The following is a 26,427-nucleotide window of genomic DNA, read 5'->3' as shown; positions in this document are numbered from 1 at the left end:
TGTTCTCATTTTTGCGTTAGGAATTTAATCATCGAAGAGGGGAAGAAAGCCTGTTCGAACGGAAACGGTTTAGGGTGTTTGGCGGGCCTTCAGGCGCGCGGCGCCCGGGAGCATCCAGATGAGAAACCATACGCTTTCGGGGCAGGCTGCCTTCCAGCCGAGCCATATGCCAGATATTGCCAATGCGCTGGCCGATTCATCGGGCCTGCGGGTCGAGATCGACCGTCGTCGCGGCCGTGGCGCCGGGATCAATCCGGATGGCCGCTTCGAGGCCCTGCAGCGCGAAGTTTTCGACGATGGCTGGCAGACACTCGAAGACATGCCGGAATTCCGCACCGAGGTGCAGGTGGAAAAACCGCGCAGCATCATCACCCGCAACGAATCGCCCGATATTCCGTTCGATCGCTCCATCAACCCCTATCGCGGCTGCGAACATGGCTGCATCTATTGTTTCGCAAGGCCTACGCACAGCTATATGGGTCTTTCGGCCGGGCTGGATTTCGAATCGAAGCTGTTTGCCAAGCCGGATGCGGCGAAGCTTCTGGAAAGAGAACTGGCAAAACCGGGTTACAAGCCGCGGGTGATCGCCATCGGCACCAATACCGATCCTTATCAGCCAATCGAGCGCGAATGGCGCATCATGCGGCAGATACTGGAAGTGCTGGCCAAGGCCGACCATCCCGTCGCCATCGTCACCAAATCGGCGCTGATCAAGCGGGATATCGACATTCTGGCCCCCATGGCCAAAAAGGGTCTCGCCAAGGTCGGCATTTCCGTGACGACGCTGGACCGTAAGCTCTCGCGCAACATGGAGCCACGCGCCGCCACCCCGGAAAAGCGGCTGGAAGCGGTCAAGGCGCTGACGGAGGCGGGCATTCCGGTTGCCGTGATGATGGCACCCGTCATTCCGGCACTCAACGATCATGAGATCGAACGGATTCTGGAAGCCGGCAAGGCCGCCGGTGCGAGCGAAGCATCTTACGTGTTGCTGCGCCTACCGCTGGAGGTGAGCCCGCTCTTCCGCGACTGGCTGCTGCGCAACTATCCGGACCGCTATCGTCACGTCATGTCACTGGTGCGCTCCATGCGCGACGGCAAGGATTATGATGCGGAGTTCGGGAAACGCATGAAGGGCGCCGGCCCTTACGCCTGGCAGATTGGCAGGCGTTTCGAAATGGCAACGAAACGGCTTGGCCTCATCCGCCGCGGCATTCATCTGCGCGATGATCTCTTCGTGCCGCCGGGCGGCGCAGGAGTGCAATTGTCGCTGCTTTAAAAAACGGACGCTGAAAATATCCTGCCTGATCGAAGCGCCACACAGCGGGTGCGACGATATCAGATGGAACACGACAAGGAGCGCTGGCCTCTTCCCCTCGGGCGGCCACGCTCTCCACGAAATGCCCGGCGGGTTTTCCCTGGCCAGCCGGACATTGCCCCCCGGAACCGCCGCCTCGCGTGCGATCGTTTTTCCTCCGCCGCCCCGTTGGAGGATCAAAGGTCATGATGACCTGAAGGGCATAGTGAGCCACGCCCCCTCGACCCGGCTTACCCTGCCTGTCATCGCCCGCCTCCGGGGGCTTGCAGAAGATCGGGTGTGTGTGCAAGTTTCGCCGCATGAAACGCCGCGCACCACCCGATTCTCCTGTCCTCTTCGATCTCGCCGATACCGGCCCGGATTTCTCCTTCGAACTTGAAGCAAAAAAGAAGGGGCTCTGGCCCGTGGCGGGTACGGATGAGGCAGGCCGCGGGCCGCTCGCCGGCCCGGTGGTTGCAGCAGCCGTCATCCTCGATCCGGACAATATTCCTGAGGGTATGGACGATTCCAAGAAGCTGACGAAGCTGAAACGGGAAAGCCTCTTTGTCCAGATCATGGAAACATCGATCGTATCGGTCGCCTCCTCCGGCCCAGGCCTGATCGACAGCATGAATATCCTGCGCGCCAGCCTCGACGCCATGCGCCGCGCCGTACTCGGCCTCGAAACCTCCCCCGCCCTCGTGCTGGCCGATGGCCGCGACAGGCCGCCGGGCATCACCTGCGAAGCCAAGGCCGTTATCAAGGGCGATTCCCGCTCCCTCTCCATCGCCGCCGCCTCGATCATCGCCAAGGTGACCCGTGACCGGATGATGGAGCGCGCCGGTTTGGTGCATTCGTCCTACGGCTTTGAGGGCCATGCCGGTTACGGCACACCGGCCCATCTTCGCGCCATCGAAAGCCATGGGCCCTGCCCGCTGCACAGGATGAGTTTCAGGCCGCTGAAGCGGGATTGATCGTGGCGCGACGGACGCAACTCGTGATTCAGATAAATTTGTTCGATCAGCACCTTCGCAATGCAAAATACATCGACACGGATAAAGCCCGGAAGCGGGTGCAAGTCAGGACGCCACTTTGTCTGAAACAGAGAGCAGCCAGTCTTTTCAGCATGGCATGATGGCGTCAGCCTCAGAACAGACGATCGGAAAATCGATCGATCTCCCACTGGGTGAGAAAATTGACCTGCCTCGGAATCCATTCGACAGAGTTGCTTCCCCATTCGTGGGTTCGGCTTGCGTGTTCACCCATAAGCCATAGGTGACGAACCGTCACAAACCTCAGCGCCGCTTCGAAGTCGTCAGGCGATATCGGCCGAATTGCCCGATACCCATCCACGAAGGCGTGCCAGACGGTAATCTGTTCCCGGCCAAAGGAGATTTGAGCCCAGAGGAAGACAGCGAGATCATAAGCGAGATACCCCGGACCTCCATCATCAAAGTCGAAGAATACAGCTTCACCAGCCTCATTGATACGCGAATTGAAACCGTGACAATCTCCATGACAATATGTCCAAGTCAGATCACCGGCCGCTTCGATCGCCGTTGCTGCGCGCTTGGCGATGTCTTGAAGATCAACGAGAACCTGCGCATCATCCACAATTCCGCTGTCGCGTATTCGTGCGAGAGGCCGATGCAACAAATGTTCGAGATCAAGCCGATATAGCGTTTCGCCAATGGAAAATGTCTCTGCCGCGTTGTGCACGAGAGCGAGGGTCTTTCCGTTAGCCCGAGCATCACCAGCATCAGCGGCATGCACTTCACGCCCACCAAGCGCGTCAAAAAGCACGCCCTCGCGCGCACCTTCCAGCGCCTGGCCTCGGACGAAGAAAGCGCCGTCACGTGTCGGAACTGGCCCGGCAACTGGAACTCCTGATTTCGAGAGATGGGACAGAAATGCAGTTTCGCTTTTGACGTCGGCTGCGCCACGGGAACGACGGTGGGAAAGCCGAAACACATAACGCTCGCTGTCGTTCACGGTGACGAGATAAACGTCGTTAAATCCACGCTGAAGCAGCTTACAGGATACAGGTTGTTTTAGTTCGTAGTGCCGATTGATAAAATCTTCGATCGCTTCACTCTGTGGGGTAGAATACAGCGGATAAAAGTCGATCATTTGGCTATGTCCTGCGGAGCTTCATGAGGCTGTCTCAGCATCGCGACCTAGTCGCTTGCTCCGTAGAATAGGGAAATCTGCTGCTGCGGCAATAATCGTTGCTGGTGAACGCGGACGCGCCATCGAATATTTAGGGTCCAGAAAGCCAAACCCCAAAGTTTGCCAATACCCGTCCCTTTAACCTGCCCCCCGCAAGCTGACCGTTTGTATGGGTGGCCCACTAAAAGAACAGCATTTCGACAGGCCTGTCGGTGCCATATTTCTAACCAATCCCTGGGGCCCAGACGAAAAAACCCCTCACGGCTCGCGCCGGAGGGGTTTTGAACAATACCGAGATAAATCTCAGTTCAGCTTCGACTTCACTTCGCCGATCGTGGCGGTGAAAAGCTTGGCCTTTGCGGCAGCCGTGGTCTTTTCGGCCAGCAGCTTCTCGGAAGCGGCAATGGCGATGTCAACGGCGGCGGCGCGGACGGCGCCGATGGCGTCTTCTTCGGCCTGCTTGATCTTCTGTTCCGACAGAGCCGTGCGGCGGGCGACGAATTCTTCCGTCTTCTGCTTGGCTTCTTCCGTCAGGGCAGCGGCTTCGCGTTCAGCGGCGGCAACGATGCCGGCGGCTTCTGCTTCGGCTTCCTTGCGCTTGCGCTGATATTCGGCCAGCAGGTGCTGGGCCTCTTCACGCAGGCGCTTGGCTTCGGCCAGCTCGTCCTGAATGTTCTGGGCGCGTTCGTCCAGAGACTTGGAGAGCATGCCCGGAACCTTGAGATAGGCGATCAGGACAAAGAAAAGGACGAGACCGACAAGAGCGAAAAATGATGCATCAAATGCCATGTCAGGCTCCCTTTACGCTAGAAGCGGCGGCAATGGCGGCCTTGACGTCGGTGTCCTTGACCTTGGCGCCAACCAGTTGGTCGACGATCGCGGTCGCGGTTTCCTCGGCAATGGCGCCGACATCGGCGAAAGCCTGGTCCCGGATGCCGGCAATGCGCTTTTCGGCGGCGGCGAGCTTTTCAGCAAGTCCTGCCTCGATGGCGGCGCGGTCGGCGTCAGCCTTGGCCTTGGCGGCGTCACGTGCCGCGGAGCCGATCGAGCTTGCCTTGGCGCGGGCTGCCGCGAGTTCTTTTTCATAGGTTTCGACGGCTGCGTCAGCTTCGGTTTTCAGCCGTGCCGCTTCGTCGAGATCCTGTGCGATGCGTCCGTGACGGTTTTCGAGAATGCCGCCGACGCGCGGAACGATGACCTTCTGCATGAGCAGATAAAAAAGGCCAAACGTGATCGCCAGCCAAAGGACCTGCGATGCATAAGTAGACTGGTCGAACGGCGGGAAAACGCCGGAAGCACCGTGTTCGGCACCATGCGCTACACCGGTTTCCGTGTGCGTGGCTTCCGGTTGCGGCTGGCCAACGGCCGGAGTTTCCGTATGCGTTTCACCTACGGTCGGTGCTGACTGGGCATAAGCCTCGGTCACGAACATGCTCACCTCCAGGGGGACTGCAAATGCGAAGGATCACGGCACGCCATTCGCGGGCCGTGATCCAGACCTGATGCCGTTATCAGACAGCGAACAGGAGAAGGAGAGCAACGAGCAGCGAGAAGATGCCCAGAGCTTCCGTAACGGCGAAGCCGAATACCAGACGGCCGAACTGGCTGTCGGCAGCAGAGGGGTTGCGCAGTGCGCCGGACAGGTAATCACCGAAGATACGGCCGAGTGCGAGGGACGTACCAGCCATGCCGAGGCATGCGAGACCTGCGCCGATGTACTTTGCTGCTTCCGCTTCCATGTGAGACTCCTTGAGATATTGGTTGTTGCGGCTATTCTTGACGCCCGTTTCCGGGGCCAGCGACTTTACTTCTCAGTGACCACCATGCACGGCGTCGTTCAGGTACATGCAAGTCAGTACCGCGAACACATAAGCCTGCAGGAAGGCAACGAGAAATTCGAGAGCGGTCATTGCGACCGTCATGATGAGAGGCAGAACGGCGCCACCGATGCCAAGCGCGCCGAGCGCGCCCATGGAGGCGACGAAGCCTGCGAAAACCTTGAGCGTGATGTGGCCGGCCAGCATGTTCGCAAAGAGACGAACGGAAAGGCTGATCGGACGCGACAGGAACGAAATCATTTCAATCGACGCCACAAGCGGCAAAAGCGCCTTGGGAACGCCCGAGGGGGCAAAGATGCCGAAGAAATGCAGACCGTGCTTGTAGAAACCGTAAACGACGACCGTGCCGATGACGAGGCAGGCAAGCGCGAAGGTGACGATGATCTGGCTGGTGACCGTGAAGAAATACGGGAACATGCCGAGAAGGTTTGCCGTCAGCACGAACATGAACAGCGAAAAGACGAAGGGGAAGAATACCATGCCTTTTTTGCCGGCGCCTTCGCGCAGCATGGAGGCGATGAACTCATAGGACATTTCAGCAACGGACTGCATGCGGGTCGGGATCAGACCGCGGTTCGACGTTGCAAAATAAAGGAAACCGGAAGCGGCGGCCACGGTCGCAACCATGAAAAGCGACGCATTGGTGAAGGAAAAATCGACGCCGCCAATTTCGATCGGAATGATCGGCTGCACCAAGAACTGATGGGTCGGATCGTTTGCCACCGGCTGCCCTCTTTACCTGTCGCCGCGCTTGGCGGCATCTCAACTGCAAGAAAAAACAGCTTAAACGCCGTCTTTTCCACCCTCGTCTCGCCTGTCCGCCTTCTCCAGCAACGGCGGCTTGGCCACCGCGCCCGTCGAGCGCAACACATTCAATACGCCTGCGCAGAAACCGAGAAGGAGAAGAACGATCATCCCCCACGGCGTCGTGCCGGCAAAATAGTCCAGAAGATAACCCAGCATAGCGCCGACCACGATGGCCGAAATGAACTCCGATGAGAGCTTGACCGCCATCGCAAAACCTTTCCGGTTTTCCGCAGCGTTGGTCTCCGCCCTCACTTCCGCCTCATCCTCCGCTTTCACCTTTGCCAACTCATCAGCAAGGCGTTTGCGACGCTCGTCCAGACTATCGTCACGGTTGCCAGTCATCTTAAAATCCCACCCATTTTCTCCGTTCCAGCCATGCCAGAACCCTTTGGAGTTGTAAACGGTGACGGATTAAGCCTGTTCCAGCCCGCTCTGAAGTCGCGCGCAACATAGTTTTAGGGGCTTCTCTAGTCAAGGCACTGAGGCAGCTTGTTTCAGCACAAATTAATCATTGAAAAACAATAGCTTGATGCCAAATCACCGTTTGGCGGCGATGTTTCGCGAGGGAATCGGCATTTTTGACACGCAAAATGCGACGAATTGGCGGTGGTATCAGCTCCAGCCGCCACCATAGGTACGGTAAAACACGTGCAGACCGATGCGGCCGACCTTCTTCATGGACTTGCCCCAGGCCGGGCGAACATAAACGGCGTGATAATGCGTGGCGGAACCCACCTCGTTCAGCCAGATCTTGCCGGCGGTGGTGGCCATGGCCACTTCGCGCGCCATCTTCCAATGGCGTTCGGAATTCACGCGGTCCTTGATATTGTCGCAGGCGAAGGAAAACTGGCAGCGGTTGCGCCAGTCCTTGTTTTGATAGACCACGCCGCAGATGGTTTTCGGATAAGCGGGGTTACGCACGCGGTTGAGGATGACCTGCGCCACCGCTGCCTGTCCCTTGACCGATTCTCCGCGCGCTTCGAAGTAGATGCCGGATGCCAGGCACTGCTGTTCGGCTGCGGAAAACACCTCGGCCGGCAGCGGGGTCGCCGCCCAGGCATGGTCTTCCGGGCTGATCTGCGGCACGAAGCGGCCAGCCTCCGGTTTTTTGAGAATGGCGTCGAAGGGCGATTCGCGGGCAAAATCAGGCGCGGCCGGTGCGTAAGCCGTGGCGAGAATATCCGGGGTACGGTTGGTGATGAGTTCCGCCAGCATCGGCGACACACTCTTGTCCGCCTTCTTTTCATCGCGGCGGAAATAGAAGGAGGCGAGTTCAACATCCTTGCCGCGCTTCGGCTTCACGAAAGCCGTGCGGTCCTTGCGCTTCAGCGGCTCTATATCCAGCATGCTGGTGCGTTGGAGGACGGAGCCGGCGGTGAAAGCCTTTGGTGGCTGCATGATTTCGGTGGCGACGATGCGGCCCTTCTTGGCGGCGCGGTTGACACGCTCGCTGTCCGGCGTCGTGGGCTCGCCCTTCTTGTTGGTGACGAAGGCGACCTTGCTGCCATTCGGCAGGGTCATGCCGCTGCCATGCAGCGCCGCCTCGCCTGCCGCATCATTAAAAGTGAGCGAGGCATTGTGCACCGAACCCGCCGGAGAGGCCGTCAGCACCATGCGCCATTGTTCGCCGCCATTGTCCAACCCGGCCAAGAGCGAGGCCAGATCCGCACGCGCGGCGAGAGAAGGAAAGACGAGCCAGGCGGCAAGGCCGAAAACGACGGGTGAGGCCCATCTGGAGGTCCATGCCTGAAGGGACGCGGAGGACCGACGACGCATTACACTTTTCGAACGCAAAACCAGCACTCCGAACACCGACAACCATATTTGCTACAGGTGTTGAAGAATCTCTTATTAACCTTGATGCTTGGTTAACGCGGCGAGCGGACGTGGCTTCACGTTAATGTGTGCGCGCCTTCTAATGCGCATGGCGTGGAGTCGAGTTCGCATGTGCCGATCATAACTGTCCCGCAGGCCATCTCCACATCCTTCATACCGGCCTCGAGCCGGAATCCAGCCGAAGCGCGCCGGCGCGGTGTAAAGCCCCCTTTCAGCCCAGGGAATTGGGCTGGCTGGATACCGGCTCGAGGCCGGTATGACGGAAAGAAGGAGGCCGCTCAGCTACCTGAAGGCATACCCGCGTCATCACACGACGACGTGAGAACCCAGTTCCACCACGCGGTTGGCCGGAAGGCGGAAATAGTCCGACGGGTCGGCGGCGGTTTCGGCAAGGGCGATGAACAGGCGGTTCTGCCAGCCCGGCATGCCGGACTTCGGATCCGGCACCAGCTTGCGGCGGCCAAGGTAAAATGAGGTCGACATGATGTCGAACTTGTAGCCGGTGCGTCTCAGATAACCCAGCGCCTGGGTGACGTTCTGGGTTTCCATGAAGCCGAAATGCAGTTCCACCACCGCGAAACGGTCACTGAGTTTTGTCAGCGTGTACCTGTTTTCCGGGCGAACGCGCGGCTGATCCTCGGTCCGGATCGTCAGGATGACGTTCTTGTCATGCAGGACGTGGTTATGCTTGAGATTGTGCAGCAGGGCCGCTGGCGCCGCCTCCGGATCGCCGGTGAGGAAAATCGCCGTGCCGGGCACACGCACCGGCGCATGGGCGCTTTCCTTTTCCACCGAGGCGACGAACGCCTTCAGCGGCACGTCGCTGCGGCGGGTCTTGGCGAAGAGGATTCTCGAGCCGCGCTGCCAGGTGGTCATGATGATGGTGAAGGCGATTGCCAGCAGCACCGGCACGTAGCCGCCATCATGGATCTTCAGCAGGTTCGCGCCAAGGAAGATCAGCTCCAGCAATAGAAGCGGCGCCAGAACGGCAAGCGCCAGCCAGACCGACCATTGCCAGCGTTTGCGCACGAATTCAAAGAACATCAGGCTGGTGACGACCATCGCGCCGGTGACGGAAATACCATAGGCGGTGGCCAGCGCATCGGAACTCTTGAAGGTGAGCACCAAAGCGACGACGCCGAACAGCAGGATGGTGTTGACGGCAGGCAGATAGATCTGCCCGGTATTGGTTTCAGACGTGAAGAGGATTTCCATGCGCGGCAGGTAGCCGAGATGGATGGCCTGACGCACCAGCGAAAACGCGCCTGTGATGACCGCCTGGCTGGCGATGATGGTGGCGGCGGTGGCCAGAATGACGGCCGGCAGGATCGCCCATTGCGGGAACATCAGATAAAACGGATTGGACATCGCCGCCGGGTCTTTGAGCACCAGCGCCCCCTGGCCTAGATAATTCAGCGTCAAAGCCGGGAAAACCAGACAGAACCATGCCCACTGGATGGGGCGGCGGCCAAAATGGCCAAGATCGGCATAAAGCGCTTCGGCACCGGTAATCGTCAGGAATACGGCGCCGAGCACGACGATGCCGTAAAAACCTTCATTGGCCAGAAACTCCACCGCATGCCACGGGTTGAAGGCAAAGAGAATACCGAAATCATCGGCGATGTGAATGAGGCCGGCGAGACCCATGACGAGGAACCAGACCGCCGTGATCGGCCCGAAGAATTTCGCCACCGTTCCCGTGCCGTGCGACTGGATGGCGAACAGGCCGATGAGAATGCAGACGGAAATCGGAATAATAAAGTCGTCCATGGCCGGCGTGACGAGTTTCAGACCTTCCACCGCCGAGAGCACCGACAGCGCCGGCGTGATCATCGCATCGCCCAGGAACAGGGCAGCGCCGATGAGGCCGAGCACGATGAGAACGCCGCGATGGGTGCCTGCCGTCTTCATCAGCAGCGCCAGCAGCGACAGCGTGCCGCCTTCGCCGTCATTGTCGGCGCGCAGCAGCAGCGTGATATATTTGAACGTCACGATGATCGTCAGGGCCCAGATCATCAGCGAGGTCAGGCCGATGACCTCTTCCCGCGTCACGCCATCATAGGCGATCGGCCGCAGGGCTTCGCGGAAGGCGTAAAGCGGGCTGGTACCGATATCGCCATAAACGACACCGATCGAACCAAGGATCGCGGCGTAAAGCCCCTTGTTCTGATGTTTGTCATCCGCGTCCGGTTTCTCGGCAACGTCCTTATCGACGATTTGAGACATGATGATCCTGGCTCCTTAGAGCCAGCCCTTCCAACGAAAAAAGAGAAACGGAATGATTGCGGACATCAGCATGATGACGAGCGCGAGTGGATAACCAAATGTCCAGTTCAACTCCGGCATGAGCTGAAAGTTCATTCCATAAACCGAGGCCACCAGCGTCGGCGGCAGGAACACCACCGAAGCGATGGAGAAAATCTTGATGATGCCGTTCTGCTCGATATTGATGATGCCGAGAGAGGCGTCGAGTAGAAACGTCAGATTGCCGGAAACGAAGGCGGCATGTTCGTTCAGCGACTGGATATCGCGGCCGATCGACTTGCCCTGTTCCCGCGCTTCCTTGTCCCCGCGCGCCTGATCGCTGGTGGAGAGGAAGGTCTGCAGCCGCGCCAGCGATGCGAGGCTGACGCGGACCTTGGAGATCAGCCGGTGATAGGCGGCGATGTTGGTAAGACGGTCTTCGAGATAACGCGGCGCCTTGCGTTTGGAACGTGCCTGGCTGCCAAGAATGTCGGCGGCGAGATTGTCGATGCCGGTGACCGAATTTTCGAGAATTTCCGCCGTGCGGTCGACGATGGTTTCCAAGAGCTTCAGAAGCAGGGCCGTGCCGCTGCGCATTTCGTGCGGCACGCGGGTGATGGCGGCGATGAAAAGGTGGAAGGATTTCGGCTCGGCATAACGGATCGTCACAAGGCGCTTGCCGGCAAGAATGAAGGCGACATCGGTGAGGCGCGGATCGTCAGAATCCGCCTTCCACACCAGAGAGGCGGTCATGAAGACATTGCCGTCTTCCATATACAGGCGGCTGGAGGGTTCGATATCCTTCAGATCCTCACGGGTGGGCAGATCGAGCCCCAGCAGTTTTTCCACATGCTGCTCTTCCGCCCTGTCGGGATTGACGATGTCGATCCAGACGATGTCGTCGGGAATCTGTCCGGAGCCGTCGTCTGGCGACAGGCTGATCGCCTCGCAATTGGCGCGATAGGCTTTTATCAATCCGCTTCTCCGGTCCACATCGCAAGCTTCAGCCGCAATGCTGCTTAACATATCCTGTTTGCGGTCGGCAAACCTTTGGACGACACTTCAGGGCACGCCGGAACGAGCGGGATTTCATATCTCGCCAGCCCGATGGACCAAGAGCCAAACGGCGCAGGCGTATGCGCCCAAAGCGAGATGCAATCAAGCAATATTTTTTCTCGACAGCATTGCAGGCGAAGCATTTCTCGGTGTTCACATCCAGAAAACTTGCCTGATACTGACGATTAATCTTCTGTTTTAAAAAGACTATTCAATACCGAGAAACGCTTTTTCGGTTTATGCCGAAACCCGTTGCGTTATTCGAAAACGATCTTCGGCGCGGCTTTTCTCTCACCCGCACCGATGCGCGCCCAGACTTTTTCGGCGATATCGCGATAGATCGCGGCCTGCGGGCCATCCGGCTCGGCGACGACAACAGGCGTGCCGGCATCCGACATTTCACGGATGGAGATGGTGAGCGGCACTTCGCCGAGGAACGGCACGCCGATCCGCTCGGCTTCGGCCTTCGCGCCGCCATGGCCGAAAATATCGTAGCGCGCGCCGGTATCCGGGGCGATGAAGTAGCTCATGTTCTCGATGACGCCGAGCAGCGGCACTTCCACCTTACGGAACATGGTGATGCCCTTGCGCGCATCGATCAGCGCCAGATCCTGCGGCGTGGAGACGATGACGGCGCCGGCAAGCGGCACCTGCTGGGCGATGGTCAGCTGTGCGTCGCCCGTGCCGGGCGGCATGTCCAGCACCAGCACGTCGAGTTCGCCCCAGGCAACTTCGCGCAGCATCTGCATCAGGGCGGACTGCACCATCGGTCCGCGCCAGATCATCGCCGCTTCCTCATCCACCAGGAAGCCCATGGACATGACCTTCAGCCCGTAATTTTCCATGGGAAGGATGATGCGGTCTTCCTGCTGCTGCGGGCGGCCGGAAATCTTCAGGAGTTTGGGAATAGAAGGACCGTAAATATCGGCATCGAGCATACCGACCTTGAGGCCGAGCGCCTGAAGACCAAGCGCCAGATTGACTGATGTCGTGGACTTGCCGACCCCGCCCTTGCCCGAGGCGACGGCGATGATGGCGCCAACACCCGGCACGCCCACCTTGGAGGAGCGCGGCTGCGCAGCCGGGCGGCCGGTTGCGGCGGCGGGGCGCGGCGGCTGTTGCTGCTGGCCGGGCTTGCGATCCGCCGTCAGCGCGACCACGGCGCCGATAATGCCCGGAACGCCCCTGGCCGCCTTTTCAGCGGCAAGTCGCAACGGCTCCATCTCCTGCGCCTTGTCGGAGGGAACGGTAATCGAAAAATAGGCTTTCGCATCGGCGATGAAGATTTCCGAGACCATGCCGAGCGCCACGATGCTTTTGCCGCTGCCAGGATAGATGACGGCTTCCAGAGCCTTTTCCACCTGGTTCTTGCTGACGTCTGCCATTGTCTTACTCCGTAAACGTGGTCCGGCTGGATATGGGCACTCTTCCGCGCCATCCATAGACAAGCGGGAGCGCTTCGCCAATGCCAAAGCGCAAACAGGAGAGATTAGCGACGATTAACTGCTGCCATTTCAGATTTCGTCGTCCATATCGAGCGTTTCAGGATCAAAGACCCGGCCGTCGAAAAAACAGTCCGGGCCGAGGACGAGGCCCGTGCGCGACGCGCCGACATGCAACGGCTCCCTGAGCGTGCCTTCGAGTTTCAGGTTGGCGCCCGGCACCGGCACGAAAAGCGGCTTCATCGCCTTGCGGAAAATATCCGGCCGATAAGCGTTGCGCGCGGCCTCCACCACGGCCGCGTCGAACCGACATTCGGCGGGAACTTCGCCCCAACGCAACATCTGGCTGAAGAACCACAACGCCTGGCTCTGCCACGGAAAATTTGCGGCCTTGGCGCTGGTCACGAAAAACTCCTGAAAACGCCGCATGTCCCTCTGCGAAGTGGAAATATAGCCCGTCAGCGCCGGCAGCAGGAACTCGCCGTTCTCGTCCATATAATGAGGGGCGGCGAGGATGCCCGTCAGTTCCTCGATATTGGCGGAATTGGCGCACCATTCGCCGGCGCGGTAGAGCGCGCGCAGCAGCCCTTCCAGCAGGGTGGCGTTTTCCTCAGTCCACTGCCGCTTCCCGGCCAGTATCTTTTCCGGCGCATTTTGCCAGATCAGCGCCCCGGTCGTGACAATTCGCCCGGCGCCGCCCAGCACCACGGCGCTGCCCGCCGGTTCGGCGGTACAGAGCGCATCGACCTTGCCGTTTTCCAGCAGGCCGGGCATGGCTTTCGGCAGGGCTTCGACAATTTCCATGTCCCGGCCGAGCAGCACACCGCAGCTTCCAAGCAGATAACGCAACATATAAAACGGTGTGGACACGATATCCTCGACCGCAAAGACCGGCGGGTTTTTACCTGCAGCACGGCGCGCCGCGCAGACGCGGGCCATGGCCCGCCCGAAGGCCGCGGGGTCCGGAAGCTTCAGGCCTTCCCGGTAAAGCTCGTCGTAAAATTCGTGCGAAACGGTGGTTGCCGATCCGCCGAGGGAAAGTGTGAAAACGCCGATAATATCGGCCGGCAGCTCATCAAGGCCAACTGCGGAACCGACCGGCACCGGAGCGGGCAAATGGGCGATGTGAACCTCATCCTCGGCCAGCGCCGTCAAGGCAGCGCGTGCGGATTGTTTTCGGACGAGTTGCAGTTCTATGCCTTCATCGGCAGCAAAGCCTTTTTCGGCAGCGACTATCAGCACGGCGCAATCGACAGTCGGAGAAAATCCCGCTTTTACCTTATGCCGCTCCGGCAAACGATTTCTCCTTTCCGGTGATTCGAAAGAAGGATCGCCCAGGAAAGGGTTTATCACAATGATAAAATTACGATTTCGCTATTTTATCAAACCGACCCGCAGCGCCTTGGCGACGGCCTGGGTGCGGTTGACCGTGTCGAGTTTTTTCGTCGCGCGGTTGAGGTAATGATTGATCGTATGTTCCGACAACATCATGATTTCAGCGATTTCGGCGCTGGTCTTGCCGGCCGCCGTCCAGTTCAGACAGTCGATCTCGCGCTCGCTCAATGTTTCGGGAACCCTGAGATCAAGACGACGGATTTCCGATAGCCGGGCAAAGACATGGCTGGAAATGTAAAACAGCTCCGCCAGCCGGCTTGCCGGCAAGATCGTCTTGTTGCCGGAGAAAGACACCGCGCCCCGGGTGGTGGTGATATCGTGAACGGGAAACCATACGGAGTTGATCATCTCAAATCGCTCGAACAGGCCGATCACGTTCTTTTTGGCGATCGGTTCGTTGCCTTCATCCAGGAAATCCATGGCAACGGAGAAGGGTACCGTCGATTTTTTAAGCTGCGCCATCACCTTGCTGTTCTGCAGCATGCCCTCTTCGTCGTAACGCTGCAGAAGCTCGGCCGGCCAGCTGGTGATGATGGTATATTGCGACAGCTCGCTCGCCAGTTCGGATGACAGGTCAAGCACCATGAAGGCCCTGAACTCCCAGGCCTCCGTCAACCGTTTCAAGAACCGGAATATGTCGAATTGCGTGTTCAGGCCGGCGATCTCGCGAACGCAATCAACACCAATCGCCTGAACGGCGGCCGTCTCTGTTTTCTGCATAAAAGCTGTTCTTCGAGAATGAGAAATACCGCCGCAAAGGCCACCTTTGCCCGGAAATTGCCGGGGATGTTACTCACCAAAATGATTCATGCAAACAAAAGTTGAAAACTTAATTCAGAATAGTCGAAAATAAGATTTAACTCACGCAATTTGACGCCAGACCCGTCTACCAGGTCGCGAAAATCGACAGAGCAGCGCCACTTTTTTCCTCAACCATCGGCAACCGGCGATAATCGGCAGGCAAGCTCCGCTGAAATTTTATCAGCGGTTTCGCGCACCAGCGGCGCCCATTTGTAAAGCTGTTCCACATCCACCCTGTAGGCGGGGCCGGTGACGGAAATCGCCGCAAGGAAATTGCGTCCCGGCGCATGGACCGGCGCGGCGGCGCAATGAATGCCGATCTCGTGTTCCTGAAGGTCGAAACCGTAACCATTCACGCGGATGGCCGACACATCCGTTACCAACGCCTGCGGCGTTACGATCGTGTTTTCCGTAAAGCGTTGGAACTCCAATCCGGCAGCGAGGTTTGCGAGCGCATCAGCAGACAGCAGGGAGAGCGCCGCCTTGCCAACGCCCGTGCAATAGGCCGGCGAAGTCTTGCCGACCTGCGAATGCATGCGCAGGGTGTGTCTACCCTCGATCTTGTCGAGATAGGTGACCTGCCCGCCATTCAGAATGGCGAGATGCACGGATTCCTGCGTCACCTCCTGCAACGCCGCCAGATGCGGCGCGGCAACGCTGCGAAGATCATTGCCGCTCCAGGCTTTGGCCGCAAATTGCAATAATCTCAGGCCGACAGCATAGGTCTGGTCGTTGGCATGGTCGATCAGGCCTTCGGCGAGAAGATGGGCGAGCTGACGGTGGACCGTGCCGCGCGGCTGGCCACTCGCCTCGACCACATCGGTAAAACGCATCGGTTTTTCCGCAAAGGCGATAAGCTCCAGAAGCGAGACGGCCTTCCCGAGCGTGCCGGTCTCGCTTTCTGTTTTTCGGGCGCGACCGGGAACAGTCTCATGCTGTTGGGCATTGGGGGTTTTATTATCGGGCATGGCAACATCCACCGTCATCTGCCTTGACATAAGTGTGACGCCAAGAGAATAATTCCATTTAGTAAAATCTAGTTCCATATATTGGAACAATCAAGCCCTTATGGATGAGACGATGTCGATGACGCAAGCCCAATTTCCCGACCTCAAGGATGCGGGCGTGCTCATTACCGGTGGCGGCTCCGGCATTGGGGCATCGCTGGTGGAAGCCTTCGCGATGCAGGGGGCGAAGGTCGCCTTCATAGACATCGCCGAGGAGCCCAGCGCCGCACTTGTCCAGCGGCTCGCAGGGGCGGCTCCCCATCCGGTGCATTTTTTCAAGACCGACTTGAGCGACATTCCCGCAATCGGGCGGACGGTGGATGCGGCGGCCTCCGCTACCGGCGGCATCAAGGTTTTGGTCAACAATGCCGCCTGGGATGACCGCCACGACATCGACACGGTGACGGAAGCCTATTGGGACGCCAATCAGGCCGTCAATCTCAAGCAGATGTTCTTCACCGTTCAGGCCGCGCTGCCCCATCTCAGACAGGCGAAGAACGCATCCATCGTCAATTTTTCATCCATCTCATTTCTGCTGAACATGGGTGAACTACCCTCCTATGCGGCGGCCAAGGCCGGCATTATCGGACTGACGAAGAGCCTTGCCGGCAGACTGGGACCTGACAATATCCGCGTCAACACGCTGCTGCCCGGCATGATCGTCACGGAGCGGCAGAAAGACCTGTGGCTGACCGACGACGGCATCGCCGCAACCACGGCGCGACAATGTCTCAAGCGCACGCTCGTCGCCGCCGATCTGGCCGGGCCGAGCCTGTTTCTCGCATCCTCAGCATCAAGCGCCATCACGGCGCAATCCATCATCGTAGACGGAGGCCTTCTATAATGTCCGAACCCGCTTTTATCGCCGTCGACTGGGGCACGACCAGTTTCCGGCTCTGGCTTCTGAGCCGTTCTGGCGCTGTTCTGGCTGAGCGCAGAAGCGCGGAAGGCATGACGACCGCCATGCGCACCGGCTTTGCCGAGGTGCTGCAATCGCATCTCGATGCCATCGGCGCACCTGACAATCTGCCGGTTCTGGTCTGCGGCATGGCGGGGGCTCGGCAAGGCTGGGTCGAGGCGGGTTACATCGACGTGCCGGCATCGCTTTCAGCGGTTCTTGACGGCGCGGTCCGCGTGCCGGGTCAGGCGCGGGATGTCCGCATTCTGCCGGGGTTGGCGCAACGGGATAAAAATGCACCCGACGTGATGCGCGGTGAAGAAACACAGTTGCTCGGCGCACTCGCCTCCGCTGATGCCGGTGAAAAGCTGGTCTGCATGCCGGGCACGCATTCCAAATGGGTGACGGTCAAAGGCGGTGACGTGACCGGCTTTGCCACCTTCATGACCGGCGAACTGTTCGAAGTCATCTCCAGGCAGACGATCCTTTCGCATGCGGTGGCCGAAGCTGATGCCTTCACCGGTGAACACGAGACTTTCAGGGCCGCCGTGCGCGACATCTACGCCAATCCGCAACTCGCCACCAACCGGCTGTTTACCCTGCGCTCCGGGCAATTGCTGCATGGCCTCACCGCGACCGATGCCAAGGCCAAGCTTTCCGGCATCATGATCGGGCTGGAAATTGCCGGCGCGCATTCCAATGCGCGGCGGGACACGCCTGTCGTGCTGATCGGCTCCGGCGCGCTCGGTGCGCTTTACGAAGGCGCCTTCACGGCCCTTGATATCCAATATACGGTCATCGATGCAGACGAGGCCGTGCGGCGCGGATTGCTGGCCGCCGCCAATACCATCTGGTCATAAAAGAAAGACCCACCATGCGTATCCCCTTCCCTGCCATGAAATATCCGCTGATCGCCATTCTGCGCGGTCTGAAACCCGAGGAAACCGAAGGCGTCGTCGGCGCACTGATCGAGACCGGCTTCCGCGCCATCGAAATCCCGCTCAATTCGCCCGATCCGTTCCGCTCGATCGAAATCGCCGCGAAGATGGCGCCTGCCGATTGCCTGATCGGCGCGGGCACGGTGCTGAGCGTAGAAGACGTGGAGGCACTGGATGCCGCCGGCGGCAAGCTGATGGTCAGCCCCAATGCCGATGCCGAAGTGATCATCGCCGCACGCGTCAAGGGCATGGTGACGATGCCCGGCGTTCTCACGCCCACCGAAGCGCTGGTGGCCGCAAAGGCCGGGGCGACGGGGCTGAAATTCTTTCCCGCCAGCATCATCGGCCCGGCCGGCATCAATGCTATCAGGACGATCCTGCCGAAGGACCTCATCATTGCCGCCGTCGGTGGCGTTTCCGACAAAAATTTCGCCGAATATACCTCGGCCGGCATTACCGCCTTCGGGCTTGGAACCAGCCTCTACAAGCCGGGCATGACGGCGGCCGAGGTGCGCGAGCGCGCTACCGTCACGCTATCGGCCTATGATGCAGCCATCGGAGGATAAGAGCTTGGCAACTGTTTTTCCCTTTGCCGGACATGTGCTTGACGAAACGCCGATGATGCTTGGCGAAGGCCCGACCTTCGACCCTGCGACCGGCACCGCCTGGTGGTTCAACATCGTCGAGCGCGAGTTGCACGAGCTGCATTTCGCTTCCGGCCGCAAGACGGTGTACGCCCTGCCCTTCATGGGCAGCGCGCTGGCCAAGGTCAGCGAACATAAACAGTTGATCGCCTCCGATGACGGGCTTTTCCTGCGCGATACGGCAACCGGCGTGCTGACATTGCATGCGGAACTGGAAAAGGACCTGCCCGGCAACCGTTCCAATGACGGGCGCATGCACCCCTGCGGCGCGCTCTGGATCGGCACCATGGGCCGGAAGGCGGAGACAGGCGCCGGCAGCATCTATCACGTTGCTAAAGGTATCGTGACGAAACTGTTTGCCGAGGTCAGCATCCCCAACTCGATCTGCTTTTCACCCGATGGCGCGACGGGATATTACGTCGATACCAAGGTGAACAAGCTGATGCGGGTGCCGCTCGACGCTGAGACCGGCCTTCCCACTGGCAAGGCCGAGGTGTTCATCGATTCCGCCGGCGTCGAAGGTGGTATTGACGGGTCGGTCTGCGATGCCGAGGGGCATATCTGGAATGCCCGCTGGGGCATCGGCGCTGTCGATCGCTACGATACGGACGGCAATCACCTCGCCCGATATGAAGTACCAGCGGGCCAGACGACCTGCCCGGCCTTCATCGGCCCCGACGCATCGCGCCTTCTCGTCACCTCCGCACGGGAAAATCTGGACGCGGACGCCCTTGCCGCCAATCCGCAGCATGGCCTGACCTTCGATCTCGGTATCGACGTCAAAGGCAGGTTCGAGCCGCTTTACCGGTTGTGAAGCGAGGCGCATGCCGCCCTCTCCTCATTCCTGTGCCTGTCACAGGAATGAGTGGGTGTGGGATGCGCGCGCCCTTCACATTCACCGTCGTCCTGCTTTTCAGGGAATATCCGACAGGATTTCGCGATAATTTTCGTGCAGATATCGCTGGGTCGCGGCGGCATCGGCGGGACGGCCGTAGAAATAACCCTGCCCCATGGCGCAGCCAAGCGCGCGCAGCTTTTCCTCTTCCACCTGCTCCTCGATGCCTTCGGCCACCACTTCAAGATCAAGTCCGTCACACATGGCGACGATGGCCTTGATGATGTGTTCCGAAGGGCGGTCGCTGCTGATGCGCGAGACGAAGGCGCGGTCGATTTTCACCTTGTCGAAGGTGAAATCGCGCAGGCGGCCAAGGCTCGACTGGCCGGTGCCGAAATCGTCGAGCGAAATGCGAACACCGGCACTCTGCAATTCGCTGATGATGCGCTGCGCGGTATCGGCGGACGTCATGACGGCCGTTTCGGTGATTTCAAGCTCCAGCCGGTGCGGGTCGAGGCCGACACGGGCCAGAATGGAGAGAATATTGTCCGCCGTGCTCGGATCCATCAATTGCGCGGAAGACAGGTTGAAGGACAGAAACAGCTCACGCGGCCAGAACAGGGCGGCTTCCGCCGCCTTTCGCAACAGGGCTTCCGACAGCGCGTCGATGAAACCCCGTTCTTCGGCGAGCGGCACGAAGACGGCGGGTGAAACAAAGCCGAGATCGGGATCGTTCCAGCGGGCCAGCGCCTCGAAGCCGATGACCTTCGCCTCTTCCAACCGGACGATGGGCTGGAAATGCACATCGATCGCATCGGTGATGATGGCGTTTCGCAAGGCCTGTTCCAGCTGGGTGGCGCGCTTCATTTCCTGCGCGATCTCGCGCGAATAGACCGTTATCTGACCACGTCCGCGCCGCTTGGAGCGATAAAGCGCCGTCTCGGCGCTCTTCAGCAGATCCTCGAAGTCATCGCCGGCAAAGGGATAGATGGCAAAACCGAAGGAGGAGGAAAGCCGGACGTTACGATCGCCGAGATCGTAAGGGGCCGAGAGCACGTCCTTGATCATGTTGCCGATGCGCTCCGCACCGGTGCGCTCAAACACCAACGGCAGCACGAAGGCGAATTCGTCGCCATCATGGCGCGTCACGACCGCGCCATCGGGAATGCAGGCCTTCAGCCGGTGCGCGACCTGACACAGGATTTCATCGCCCGCCTGAACACCGAAAAGATCGTTGATGGGTTTGAAACCGTCTATATTGGCGATGCCGACGGTGAACGGCGCGGGGTCGCTGGAGCGTTCGCTTGCCAGCATACGGATCTTGTCCCGCAGACGGTAACGGTTGCCGAGCCCCGTCAGAGGGTCGCTGTAAGCCATGGCCTGCAGCTCGTTCTGGCTGACCTGCAACGATTGCGGTTCTGCCCGTTTCATTCCTGCATCTCGTTAATCCTGTGTGAACGCGCTCACAATGCAGGGCAAGTATTAAAAAAACCATAGAGCCGCGAACCAAAAATGCGGCGGCATTTTCGGAAAGCCTGCCGTTCGGGAAAAACGGCCCGTTTGTTGGGCTTTCAGGCCTGCAGCCGCACCGCATCCGTGCCGAAAAGACGCAGGAAAACCGCCTCGACCATGTCAGGGCTGACGGGTTTCAGCAGCATGTCGTTCATTCCGGACGCCATGCATTTGTCGAGATCGCCCTCGAAGGCGTGGGTGATGACCCCGACGATGGGAATGTTCTCGTCGCCGGCCAGTTGCCGCATGCGGCGGGCAACCTCGAAACCGTCGATATCGGCGAGTGTCGTGTCGAGCAGGACGACGGAGGGCGCCTGCTCCGCAAACAGCTGCAAGGCTTCCTCACCCGAGGTGGCAAGCCGCCAGGAAAGCCCAAGGCCTTCGAGTATCTGCGAAAAGACGATCTGGTTGACCCGGTTGTCCTCAACGAGAAGTATCTCGCCGACGCCGCCCGTCTTGAGGACCCTGGGCAGGTCTTCGGTCATGATTTCCCAGTCTTCCTCCGTCGATTTCTCGCCGGGAGACGATCTGAGACCGACAGCAACGTAATGCAGCAGCGATGCGTCGATTTCCTCTTCCTCGATGGTGACGAACGGCAGGTCATGCGCAGCGGCGATATCGAGACATGTGACGCTCATCTGGGCATCGACGACGACGACATCGATGCCCACGCCGGCGGAGGTGGCGATATCGATGAATGCCTGCTGTTCTTCCTCGCTCGTCACCGCCGCATGATCCATGCCGCCCGCGGTCAACCGGCGGCCGGCGGCTTCGGCGAAACGCCCGCTTTCGGAGACGACCAGCACCGCCTTGCTTTTCAGCAGGTCTTTGGCCGGCGCGTCCTCCTCGTCCTTTCCGTAAGTGGAGGCGACGAAGGCGACATGTTCGAGCGAGGGGATAATGGGCCTGCCGCTTGCATCGACGGTGGCAAGTGCGGTGACATCCTCCATCGTCGTCACCAGAAAATGCCGGCCCGGGCGACCCACACGTTGCTTGCGGGTAATCGTCAGCACTTCCTCGCCGTTTATGCGTCTCACTCTTTCGGGAATGAGGCTCGGCGTGCCGCTGTCCATCACCGCCCGGTCAGCCGCATCGATCTGCGCGGCGACCTTGCGTGAATGCAGATCGAAAACCGTCTTGCCGAGAATGCTCTCCGCACTGGTTTCAACCATGGTGCAGGCGGATTTGTTCACGGCCGCATAGGCCATGTTGCGGTCCTTGACCAAAACGGGGAATGGCAGATTGTCGAGGATGTCCTCGATCAGCTGCACCCGTTCAAGGTCGATGCGCCACTGTTCTTCCCTTTTCTTCTGTTCGGAAATATCGGCGACGACGCTGATGCCAAGCCCGGAAGGCAGGCGATTCATGACGAAACGCAGAAAGCGCTCCCCCTTCAGCCGTTCGGTCTTTTCCGACCTTTCCTTCCAGTGCAGCGCCAGCCGCTCGCCGATCCATTCGTCCCGCCCGAGCTGGCGGGCATTGGCGGCGAGGTTTTCCGTCTCCAGCAGATAACAATCGTAAAGCGCGCTCAGATAGTCGCGCAGCCGCGCACCGGGACCGACAACGGCCTCTTCCAACGGGAAAAAATTCAACAGTTTCCGGCTTGCGAAAATAATGTGATCGTTACGGTCGTAAACGACGATCGCCGCGCCAAGCGCGTCGCAAAGGGCATCAAGCATCACCGTATGAACGCCCGCGCCAGAGGACGCCAAATCACTCAACTGCAAACTCCCGCCTGTTAATGGGTCAGGCTTATGTTTCTATTGGAATCGTTCTGGGCAGATGCCGGGATGAAACGACAAATTCCGATAAAGAGACATCAGGGTTCGCCACTTGAAGCAGTCTTGAGGAGAAGATGACGTTCACCCAAAGTCGACGTCACACACCACCCGGAAAGGGGGGCCTCTTGCCTGCGGTCATTTCAAGCCGCCCCACCATAATCAAGGCCGATTAAAAGCGGATTAACGCTTACCCAGATGTTGACGGAAATGATCAAATGCGTGGAAGTCCACAAAACATGTGCAAATTGCCGCAATTGGCGTTTTTTGCTTTCGAAGCCATGGCGAATCCGCGAAAATGACGATCATGGCCATCAAGCAGCTTTCAGAAACCCTCATCAACCAGATCGCCGCCGGCGAGGTCATCGAAAGACCGTCCAGCGCCACGAAGGAACTGGTGGAAAATGCCATCGACGCCGGCGCGACCCGGATCGAGATCGCCACGGCGGGCGGTGGCAAGGGGCTGGTGCGCATTACCGACAACGGCTCCGGCATGTCACCCACCGATCTGGAGCTTGCGGTGAGGCGTCATTGCACCTCGAAAATATCCACGACGCTGGATGATATCCGCACGCTCGGTTTTCGCGGCGAGGCGCTGCCCTCCATCGGCTCGGTCGCCAAGCTTTCGATCACCAGCCGTCAACAGGGCGCGGAACAGGGTTCGGTGATTTCGGTGACGGGCGGCAAGGTTTCGGAGGTGCGGCCCGCCGCCTCGAATGCCGGCACCATCGTCGAGGTGCGCGACCTGTTCTTCGCCACACCCGCGCGGCTGAAATTCCTGAAGACGGAACGGGCGGAGGCGGCCGCCATTACCGAGGTCGTCAAGCGGATGGCGATCGCCTTTCCGCATATCCGCTTCGTGCTGTCAGGCACCGACCGCTCGACGCTCGAAATCCCCTCGACCGGCGATGATCATCTCGCCCGCATGGCGCAGATTCTCGGTGCCGAGTTCAAGGACAACGCCATCGAGATCGATGCCGGGCGCGAGGACGTGACGCTGTCAGGCTTTGCCGGCGTGCCGACCTTCAACCGCGGCAACTCGGCGCATCAATATGTCTTCGTCAACGGCCGCCCGGTGCAGGACAAGCTGCTTTTATCCGCCATTCGCGGTGCCTATGCCGAAACCGTGCCGCATGGACGATACCCGGTTGCGGTGCTGTCCATCACGCTCGACCCTGCCTTTGTGGATGTCAATGTGCATCCGGCCAAATCCGACGTGCGTTTCCGCGATCCCGGCCTCATTCGCGGGCTGATCGTCGGCGCGATCCGCCAGGCGCTAACGCGTGACGGTGACAGGGCAGCGACGACCGGCGCGAGCCAGATGATGAACGCCTTTCGTCCCGGCTACAGCCCGTCCGGCCTGCGGCCCTCGCCTTCCATGCCGGCTTCCGCGCCATGGTCTGCCGCCACATCCCCGTCGAGGCCGCTCGCCGTTTCCGGGGACATGCAATTTGCAGAAGCAGTGCAATCGCGCTTTTCCGACATCACCATGCCGACGGCGCGGGCCGAACCGCGTGAGACCTATGAGCCTTCCGCAAGCCCTTCACCGGAGCCGGTACTGTATCCGCTCGGAGCCGCGCGGGCGCAGCTACACGAGAACTACATCATCGCGCAAACGGAAAACGGCCTCGTCATCGTCGATCAGCATGCCGCACATGAACGGCTGGTATTCGAGGAAATGCGCAATGCCCTGCATTCCCGGCGTCCGCCGTCGCAGGTGCTGCTGATCCCTGAAATCATCGATCTGCCCGAGGAAGACTGCGACCGGCTGATGGATCATGCGGCCGGGTTCGACGCGCTGGGGCTTGTCATCGAGCGGTTCGGGCCGGGCGCTGTTGCGGTTCGGGAAACGCCGGCCATGCTGGGCGAGGTCAATGTGCAGGGGCTGGTGCGCCAGCTTGCCGACGAGATAGCCGAATGGGACGCCGCCTCCACGCTTGCCAACAAGCTGGAATATGTCGCGGCCACCATGGCCTGCCACGGTTCCGTGCGCTCCGGCCGGCGCATGCGGCCGGAGGAAATGAACGCGCTTCTGCGGCAGATGGAAAATACGCCGGGTTCGGGACAGTGCAATCACGGCCGCCCGACCTATATCGAACTGAAACTTTCCGATATAGAACGGCTCTTCGGCCGAAGCTGACATCTTCACCCAGTCGCAAGCGGCCGGGGCTGGCCTTGTGCCGCGCCGAACGATATAAATCTAGGACATTGGAGCATCCGGATTGTTCAGGAAAACGCTACGCCGTTTCGGACTGGGTGCCCTGACAGGACAGAGCAGGAGACGAAAACGGATGAACAGATTTGAAGGAGGCGGCAACCGCCTCGCCGTCATCGAATATCTCGACGGAGACTTCCGGATCGTGCAAACCGGCTCGCATGTCGTCTGCGCCATCACCGCCCAGACCATTCCGCTCGACGAATTGCGCTACTGGAGCGTGGCGCGGCAGGAAGCCTATGTGGACGCGGCCGCTTCGCTCGCGGCTGAGCAGAAGGCCGGCAATCTGCCGGCATGAGCCGGAAACGGCGTGCTGACGCGTTTCCATGTTAAGCGGCTTTCTCAGGAGCAGTTGCAGAGACGGCTGACACCCTCACTCGACGTCATCCTCGGCCTTGTGCCGAGGATCTGCTGATGTCTCATAAGTCGATAGGTTGCAGATGCCCGGGACAGGCCCGAGCATGACGGAGGAGAGGTTTCCGGACCTTGCCGACAACCTCTAAATTACGACCGCGCATTTTCCCGCAGCAGGCGGGCGCGGCAATGCTGGATCGCGGTGTCGATGATCGTTGAGGCCGCATTAGGGTCATCGAACACCATGTCGATCTCGATAACCTGGCTGTTCCACAGCAGTTCCTCTGCCCGACCGTGATGCCCATTGAGACGCACGGCATCCTTGGCCGTCGTCACCAGTTGCAAGTTCTCCTTGCCCGCATCCTGCAGGAGATCCGCCACCTCGTCGTCGCTGAAATGGTGATGGTCCGGGAAGGAGCGCTGCTGCACGATGTCGCCGCCAAGCGCCTCGACGGTGCGATAAAACTTGGCCGGATCGGCGATGCCGGCATAGGCCAGCACGCGCTTTCCCCTGAAATCCTGCGGCTCCTGCGGTGTAATCGCTGCAACGAAGACGGGTTTGGCAGCCTTTGCCGCCTGTCTTATCAGTGGATCGGCCGCATGGCCGTTGCCTACCTTCAAAAGGCCGGTCATCTGCCGCATCTGTTCGACAAGCGGCGCACGCACCGGGCCGCCTGGCACAAGATGGCCATTGCCGATGCCACGCATCGTATCAATGACAACGAGCGCATAGTCCAGTGTCAGGCGGGCGCTCTGAAAACCGTCATCCATGATGATGAGATCGACACCCTCTTTCACCAGCCGGTGAGCCCCTTCCACGCGGCGGCGCGAAATCACCGTCACCGCCTCGCGCGCCAGAAGCAGCGGCTCATCGCCGACATCGGCGGAGCGATGGTGCTGCGGATCAACGAGGGTTGTGACATCAAGCGTGCCGCCATAACCGCGGCTGAGGAAACCGGGTTTGAGGCCTTTAGCGGTAGCAGCCCGGGCGATTGCCATCGCTGTCGGTGTCTTGCCCGCTCCGCCGACAGTGAAATTGCCGATGCAGATCACTGGAACGGACACGCTTGCCCGCTTTGCCGTCCGCATCCGCCGTCCGGCGATCTTGCCGTAGAGAAGCGAGAAAGGCGACAGGAGCCATGCCTGCCAGCCCGCTTTCTGCCACCAGAATGGCGGCGCTTCAGAAACCATCTATGCCCGCTCCCGGCCGCGTCGCCCACGGCATTCGTTCGGATGTTATACGTCAGGGGTTGTTTGCCAGAAAAAACCGTAAATTGCAAAAAAGCTCTCCGTCATTCCGGCCTCGAGCCGAAATCCATCCGGCGCGCGTCTGCGCGGCGGGAAGAGTCTTTTTTCAGCCCAAG

General features: G+C 59.7%; 24 protein-coding genes. 8 read left to right on the top strand and 16 right to left on the bottom strand.

Annotated features, from left to right (window positions below):
• Positions 1–118 precede the first annotated feature (118 nt).
• Together EXN68_RS00405 and EXN68_RS00400 are read left to right on the top strand one after the other, a co-directional pair.
• Positions 119–1,276: a PA0069 family radical SAM protein gene (locus tag EXN68_RS00405; protein ID WP_161991140.1), complete on the top strand. Its 1,158-nt coding sequence runs from the start codon at positions 119–121 to the stop codon at positions 1,274–1,276.
• 338 nt (positions 1,277–1,614) lie between these two features.
• On the top strand, positions 1,615–2,268 hold the full coding sequence (locus EXN68_RS00400; protein ID WP_142839907.1) for a ribonuclease HII: 654 nt from the start codon (positions 1,615–1,617) through the stop codon (positions 2,266–2,268).
• A 172-nt stretch (positions 2,269–2,440) separates the two neighbouring features.
• Here the strand turns inward: EXN68_RS00400 and EXN68_RS00395 are convergent, their stop codons facing one another.
• From EXN68_RS00395 to EXN68_RS00335, 13 genes are all read right to left on the bottom strand, one after another.
• The gene (locus EXN68_RS00395; protein ID WP_142839195.1) at positions 2,441–3,424 is read right to left on the bottom strand and encodes a phosphotransferase enzyme family protein; all 984 of its coding nucleotides are present in this window, start codon (positions 3,422–3,424) and stop codon (positions 2,441–2,443) included.
• A 342-nt stretch (positions 3,425–3,766) separates the two neighbouring features.
• The gene (locus EXN68_RS00390) at positions 3,767–4,252 is read right to left on the bottom strand and encodes a F0F1 ATP synthase subunit B (protein WP_004440269.1); all 486 of its coding nucleotides are present in this window, start codon (positions 4,250–4,252) and stop codon (positions 3,767–3,769) included.
• A 1-nt stretch (position 4,253) separates the two neighbouring features.
• Positions 4,254–4,895: a F0F1 ATP synthase subunit B gene (locus EXN68_RS00385; protein ID WP_142839194.1), complete on the bottom strand. Its 642-nt coding sequence runs from the start codon at positions 4,893–4,895 to the stop codon at positions 4,254–4,256.
• Between the two features lie 79 nt (positions 4,896–4,974).
• Positions 4,975–5,202 carry a F0F1 ATP synthase subunit C gene (locus EXN68_RS00380; RefSeq protein ID WP_003494147.1) on the bottom strand — a complete coding sequence of 76 codons (228 nt, stop codon included), beginning with the start codon at positions 5,200–5,202 and terminating at the stop codon, positions 4,975–4,977.
• A 72-nt stretch (positions 5,203–5,274) separates the two neighbouring features.
• Positions 5,275–6,024 carry a F0F1 ATP synthase subunit A gene (locus EXN68_RS00375; protein WP_003494138.1) on the bottom strand — a complete coding sequence of 250 codons (750 nt, stop codon included), beginning with the start codon at positions 6,022–6,024 and terminating at the stop codon, positions 5,275–5,277.
• A gap of 60 nt (positions 6,025–6,084) precedes the next feature.
• Positions 6,085–6,450, bottom strand: a complete 366-nt coding sequence (locus EXN68_RS00370) for an AtpZ/AtpI family protein (protein ID WP_142839193.1) — start codon at positions 6,448–6,450, stop codon at positions 6,085–6,087.
• Between the two features lie 270 nt (positions 6,451–6,720).
• Entirely contained in the window at positions 6,721–7,884 is a 1,164-nt protein-coding gene (locus tag EXN68_RS00365) for a cell wall hydrolase (protein WP_161991138.1), read from the bottom strand.
• 366 nt (positions 7,885–8,250) lie between these two features.
• Complete coding sequence (locus EXN68_RS00360) at positions 8,251–10,170, bottom strand: potassium transporter Kup (protein ID WP_046800710.1); 1,920 nt, start codon at positions 10,168–10,170, stop codon at positions 8,251–8,253.
• A gap of 15 nt (positions 10,171–10,185) precedes the next feature.
• Positions 10,186–11,163: a magnesium transporter CorA family protein gene (locus tag EXN68_RS00355; RefSeq protein WP_161991137.1), complete on the bottom strand. Its 978-nt coding sequence runs from the start codon at positions 11,161–11,163 to the stop codon at positions 10,186–10,188.
• Between the two features lie 338 nt (positions 11,164–11,501).
• Positions 11,502–12,629: an Mrp/NBP35 family ATP-binding protein gene (locus EXN68_RS00350; protein WP_142839190.1), complete on the bottom strand. Its 1,128-nt coding sequence runs from the start codon at positions 12,627–12,629 to the stop codon at positions 11,502–11,504.
• A 129-nt stretch (positions 12,630–12,758) separates the two neighbouring features.
• The gene (locus EXN68_RS00345; protein ID WP_142839189.1) at positions 12,759–13,982 is read right to left on the bottom strand and encodes a CmpA/NrtA family ABC transporter substrate-binding protein; all 1,224 of its coding nucleotides are present in this window, start codon (positions 13,980–13,982) and stop codon (positions 12,759–12,761) included.
• Between the two features lie 78 nt (positions 13,983–14,060).
• Positions 14,061–14,801: a helix-turn-helix transcriptional regulator gene (locus EXN68_RS00340; RefSeq protein WP_142839188.1), complete on the bottom strand. Its 741-nt coding sequence runs from the start codon at positions 14,799–14,801 to the stop codon at positions 14,061–14,063.
• A gap of 209 nt (positions 14,802–15,010) precedes the next feature.
• Positions 15,011–15,880 carry an IclR family transcriptional regulator gene (locus EXN68_RS00335; RefSeq protein WP_161991136.1) on the bottom strand — a complete coding sequence of 290 codons (870 nt, stop codon included), beginning with the start codon at positions 15,878–15,880 and terminating at the stop codon, positions 15,011–15,013.
• Positions 15,881–15,962: 82 nt separating this feature from the next.
• Here EXN68_RS00335 and EXN68_RS00330 point away from each other — a divergent pair, with 82 nt between their 5' ends.
• From EXN68_RS00330 to EXN68_RS00315, 4 genes are read left to right on the top strand one after another with little or no spacing between them, the layout of a single operon-like run.
• Positions 15,963–16,733 carry an SDR family NAD(P)-dependent oxidoreductase gene (locus EXN68_RS00330; RefSeq protein ID WP_404944512.1) on the top strand — a complete coding sequence of 257 codons (771 nt, stop codon included), beginning with the start codon at positions 15,963–15,965 and terminating at the stop codon, positions 16,731–16,733.
• Positions 16,733–17,647 (top strand): 2-dehydro-3-deoxygalactonokinase, encoded by a 915-nt coding sequence (locus EXN68_RS00325; protein WP_142839185.1) that lies wholly within the window; start codon positions 16,733–16,735, stop codon positions 17,645–17,647. Before EXN68_RS00330 ends, EXN68_RS00325 begins: the two co-directional genes overlap by 1 nt.
• A gap of 14 nt (positions 17,648–17,661) precedes the next feature.
• Entirely contained in the window at positions 17,662–18,291 is a 630-nt protein-coding gene (locus tag EXN68_RS00320; protein ID WP_142839184.1) for a 2-dehydro-3-deoxy-6-phosphogalactonate aldolase, read from the top strand.
• 4 nt (positions 18,292–18,295) lie between these two features.
• The gene (locus EXN68_RS00315) at positions 18,296–19,183 is read left to right on the top strand and encodes an SMP-30/gluconolactonase/LRE family protein (protein WP_142839183.1); all 888 of its coding nucleotides are present in this window, start codon (positions 18,296–18,298) and stop codon (positions 19,181–19,183) included.
• A 99-nt stretch (positions 19,184–19,282) separates the two neighbouring features.
• Here the strand turns inward: EXN68_RS00315 and EXN68_RS00310 are convergent, their stop codons facing one another.
• Positions 19,283–20,635, bottom strand: a complete 1,353-nt coding sequence (locus tag EXN68_RS00310) for a putative bifunctional diguanylate cyclase/phosphodiesterase (RefSeq protein WP_142839182.1) — start codon at positions 20,633–20,635, stop codon at positions 19,283–19,285.
• A 140-nt stretch (positions 20,636–20,775) separates the two neighbouring features.
• A complete protein-coding gene (locus tag EXN68_RS00305; RefSeq protein ID WP_161991206.1) occupies positions 20,776–22,395 on the bottom strand; it encodes a response regulator in 1,620 nt (539 codons plus the stop codon).
• A 406-nt stretch (positions 22,396–22,801) separates the two neighbouring features.
• Between EXN68_RS00305 and mutL the strand changes: the two genes are divergently transcribed.
• A complete protein-coding gene (gene mutL, locus EXN68_RS00300; RefSeq protein ID WP_142839906.1) occupies positions 22,802–24,634 on the top strand; it encodes a DNA mismatch repair endonuclease MutL in 1,833 nt (610 codons plus the stop codon).
• A gap of 151 nt (positions 24,635–24,785) precedes the next feature.
• The gene (locus EXN68_RS00295) at positions 24,786–25,007 is read left to right on the top strand and encodes a DUF2093 domain-containing protein (RefSeq protein ID WP_142839180.1); all 222 of its coding nucleotides are present in this window, start codon (positions 24,786–24,788) and stop codon (positions 25,005–25,007) included.
• A 206-nt stretch (positions 25,008–25,213) separates the two neighbouring features.
• Here EXN68_RS00295 and lpxK read toward each other — a convergent pair whose 3' ends face one another.
• Positions 25,214–26,254, bottom strand: coding sequence for a tetraacyldisaccharide 4'-kinase (gene lpxK / locus EXN68_RS00290; protein WP_142839179.1), 1,041 nt, complete (start codon positions 26,252–26,254; stop codon positions 25,214–25,216).
• Positions 26,255–26,427 lie beyond the last annotated feature (173 nt).

It is taken from the genome of Martinezella rhizogenes, from assembly GCF_007002745.1.
Lineage (GTDB): Bacteria > Pseudomonadota > Alphaproteobacteria > Rhizobiales > Rhizobiaceae > Agrobacterium > Agrobacterium cucumeris.
This window is presented reverse-complemented; position numbering and strand designations above follow the sequence as displayed.

What these genes read in the sequence shown, in the direction of transcription:
- EXN68_RS00405 (WP_161991140.1), top strand. Translation starts at nt 119, where the DNA reads ATGAGAAACCATACGCTTTCGGGGCAGGCTGCCTTCCAGCCGAGCCAT.
- EXN68_RS00400 (WP_142839907.1), top strand. Translation starts at nt 1,615, where the DNA reads ATGAAACGCCGCGCACCACCCGATTCTCCTGTCCTCTTCGATCTCGCC.
- EXN68_RS00395 (WP_142839195.1), bottom strand. Translation starts at nt 3,424, where the DNA reads ATGATCGACTTTTATCCGCTGTATTCTACCCCACAGAGTGAAGCGATC.
- EXN68_RS00390 (WP_004440269.1), bottom strand. Translation starts at nt 4,252, where the DNA reads ATGGCATTTGATGCATCATTTTTCGCTCTTGTCGGTCTCGTCCTTTTC.
- EXN68_RS00385 (WP_142839194.1), bottom strand. Translation starts at nt 4,895, where the DNA reads ATGTTCGTGACCGAGGCTTATGCCCAGTCAGCACCGACCGTAGGTGAA.
- EXN68_RS00380 (WP_003494147.1), bottom strand. Translation starts at nt 5,202, where the DNA reads ATGGAAGCGGAAGCAGCAAAGTACATCGGCGCAGGTCTCGCATGCCTC.
- EXN68_RS00370 (WP_142839193.1), bottom strand. Translation starts at nt 6,450, where the DNA reads ATGACTGGCAACCGTGACGATAGTCTGGACGAGCGTCGCAAACGCCTT.
- EXN68_RS00365 (WP_161991138.1), bottom strand. Translation starts at nt 7,884, where the DNA reads ATGCGTCGTCGGTCCTCCGCGTCCCTTCAGGCATGGACCTCCAGATGG.
- EXN68_RS00360 (WP_046800710.1), bottom strand. Translation starts at nt 10,170, where the DNA reads ATGTCTCAAATCGTCGATAAGGACGTTGCCGAGAAACCGGACGCGGAT.
- EXN68_RS00350 (WP_142839190.1), bottom strand. Translation starts at nt 12,629, where the DNA reads ATGGCAGACGTCAGCAAGAACCAGGTGGAAAAGGCTCTGGAAGCCGTC.
- EXN68_RS00340 (WP_142839188.1), bottom strand. Translation starts at nt 14,801, where the DNA reads ATGCAGAAAACAGAGACGGCCGCCGTTCAGGCGATTGGTGTTGATTGC.
- EXN68_RS00335 (WP_161991136.1), bottom strand. Translation starts at nt 15,880, where the DNA reads ATGTCAAGGCAGATGACGGTGGATGTTGCCATGCCCGATAATAAAACC.
- EXN68_RS00330 (WP_404944512.1), top strand. Translation starts at nt 15,963, where the DNA reads ATGTCGATGACGCAAGCCCAATTTCCCGACCTCAAGGATGCGGGCGTG.
- EXN68_RS00325 (WP_142839185.1), top strand. Translation starts at nt 16,733, where the DNA reads ATGTCCGAACCCGCTTTTATCGCCGTCGACTGGGGCACGACCAGTTTC.
- EXN68_RS00320 (WP_142839184.1), top strand. Translation starts at nt 17,662, where the DNA reads ATGCGTATCCCCTTCCCTGCCATGAAATATCCGCTGATCGCCATTCTG.
- EXN68_RS00310 (WP_142839182.1), bottom strand. Translation starts at nt 20,635, where the DNA reads ATGAAACGGGCAGAACCGCAATCGTTGCAGGTCAGCCAGAACGAGCTG.
- EXN68_RS00305 (WP_161991206.1), bottom strand. Translation starts at nt 22,395, where the DNA reads ATGCTTGATGCCCTTTGCGACGCGCTTGGCGCGGCGATCGTCGTTTAC.
- mutL (WP_142839906.1), top strand. Translation starts at nt 22,802, where the DNA reads ATGGCCATCAAGCAGCTTTCAGAAACCCTCATCAACCAGATCGCCGCC.
- EXN68_RS00295 (WP_142839180.1), top strand. Translation starts at nt 24,786, where the DNA reads ATGAACAGATTTGAAGGAGGCGGCAACCGCCTCGCCGTCATCGAATAT.
- lpxK (WP_142839179.1), bottom strand. Translation starts at nt 26,254, where the DNA reads ATGGTTTCTGAAGCGCCGCCATTCTGGTGGCAGAAAGCGGGCTGGCAG.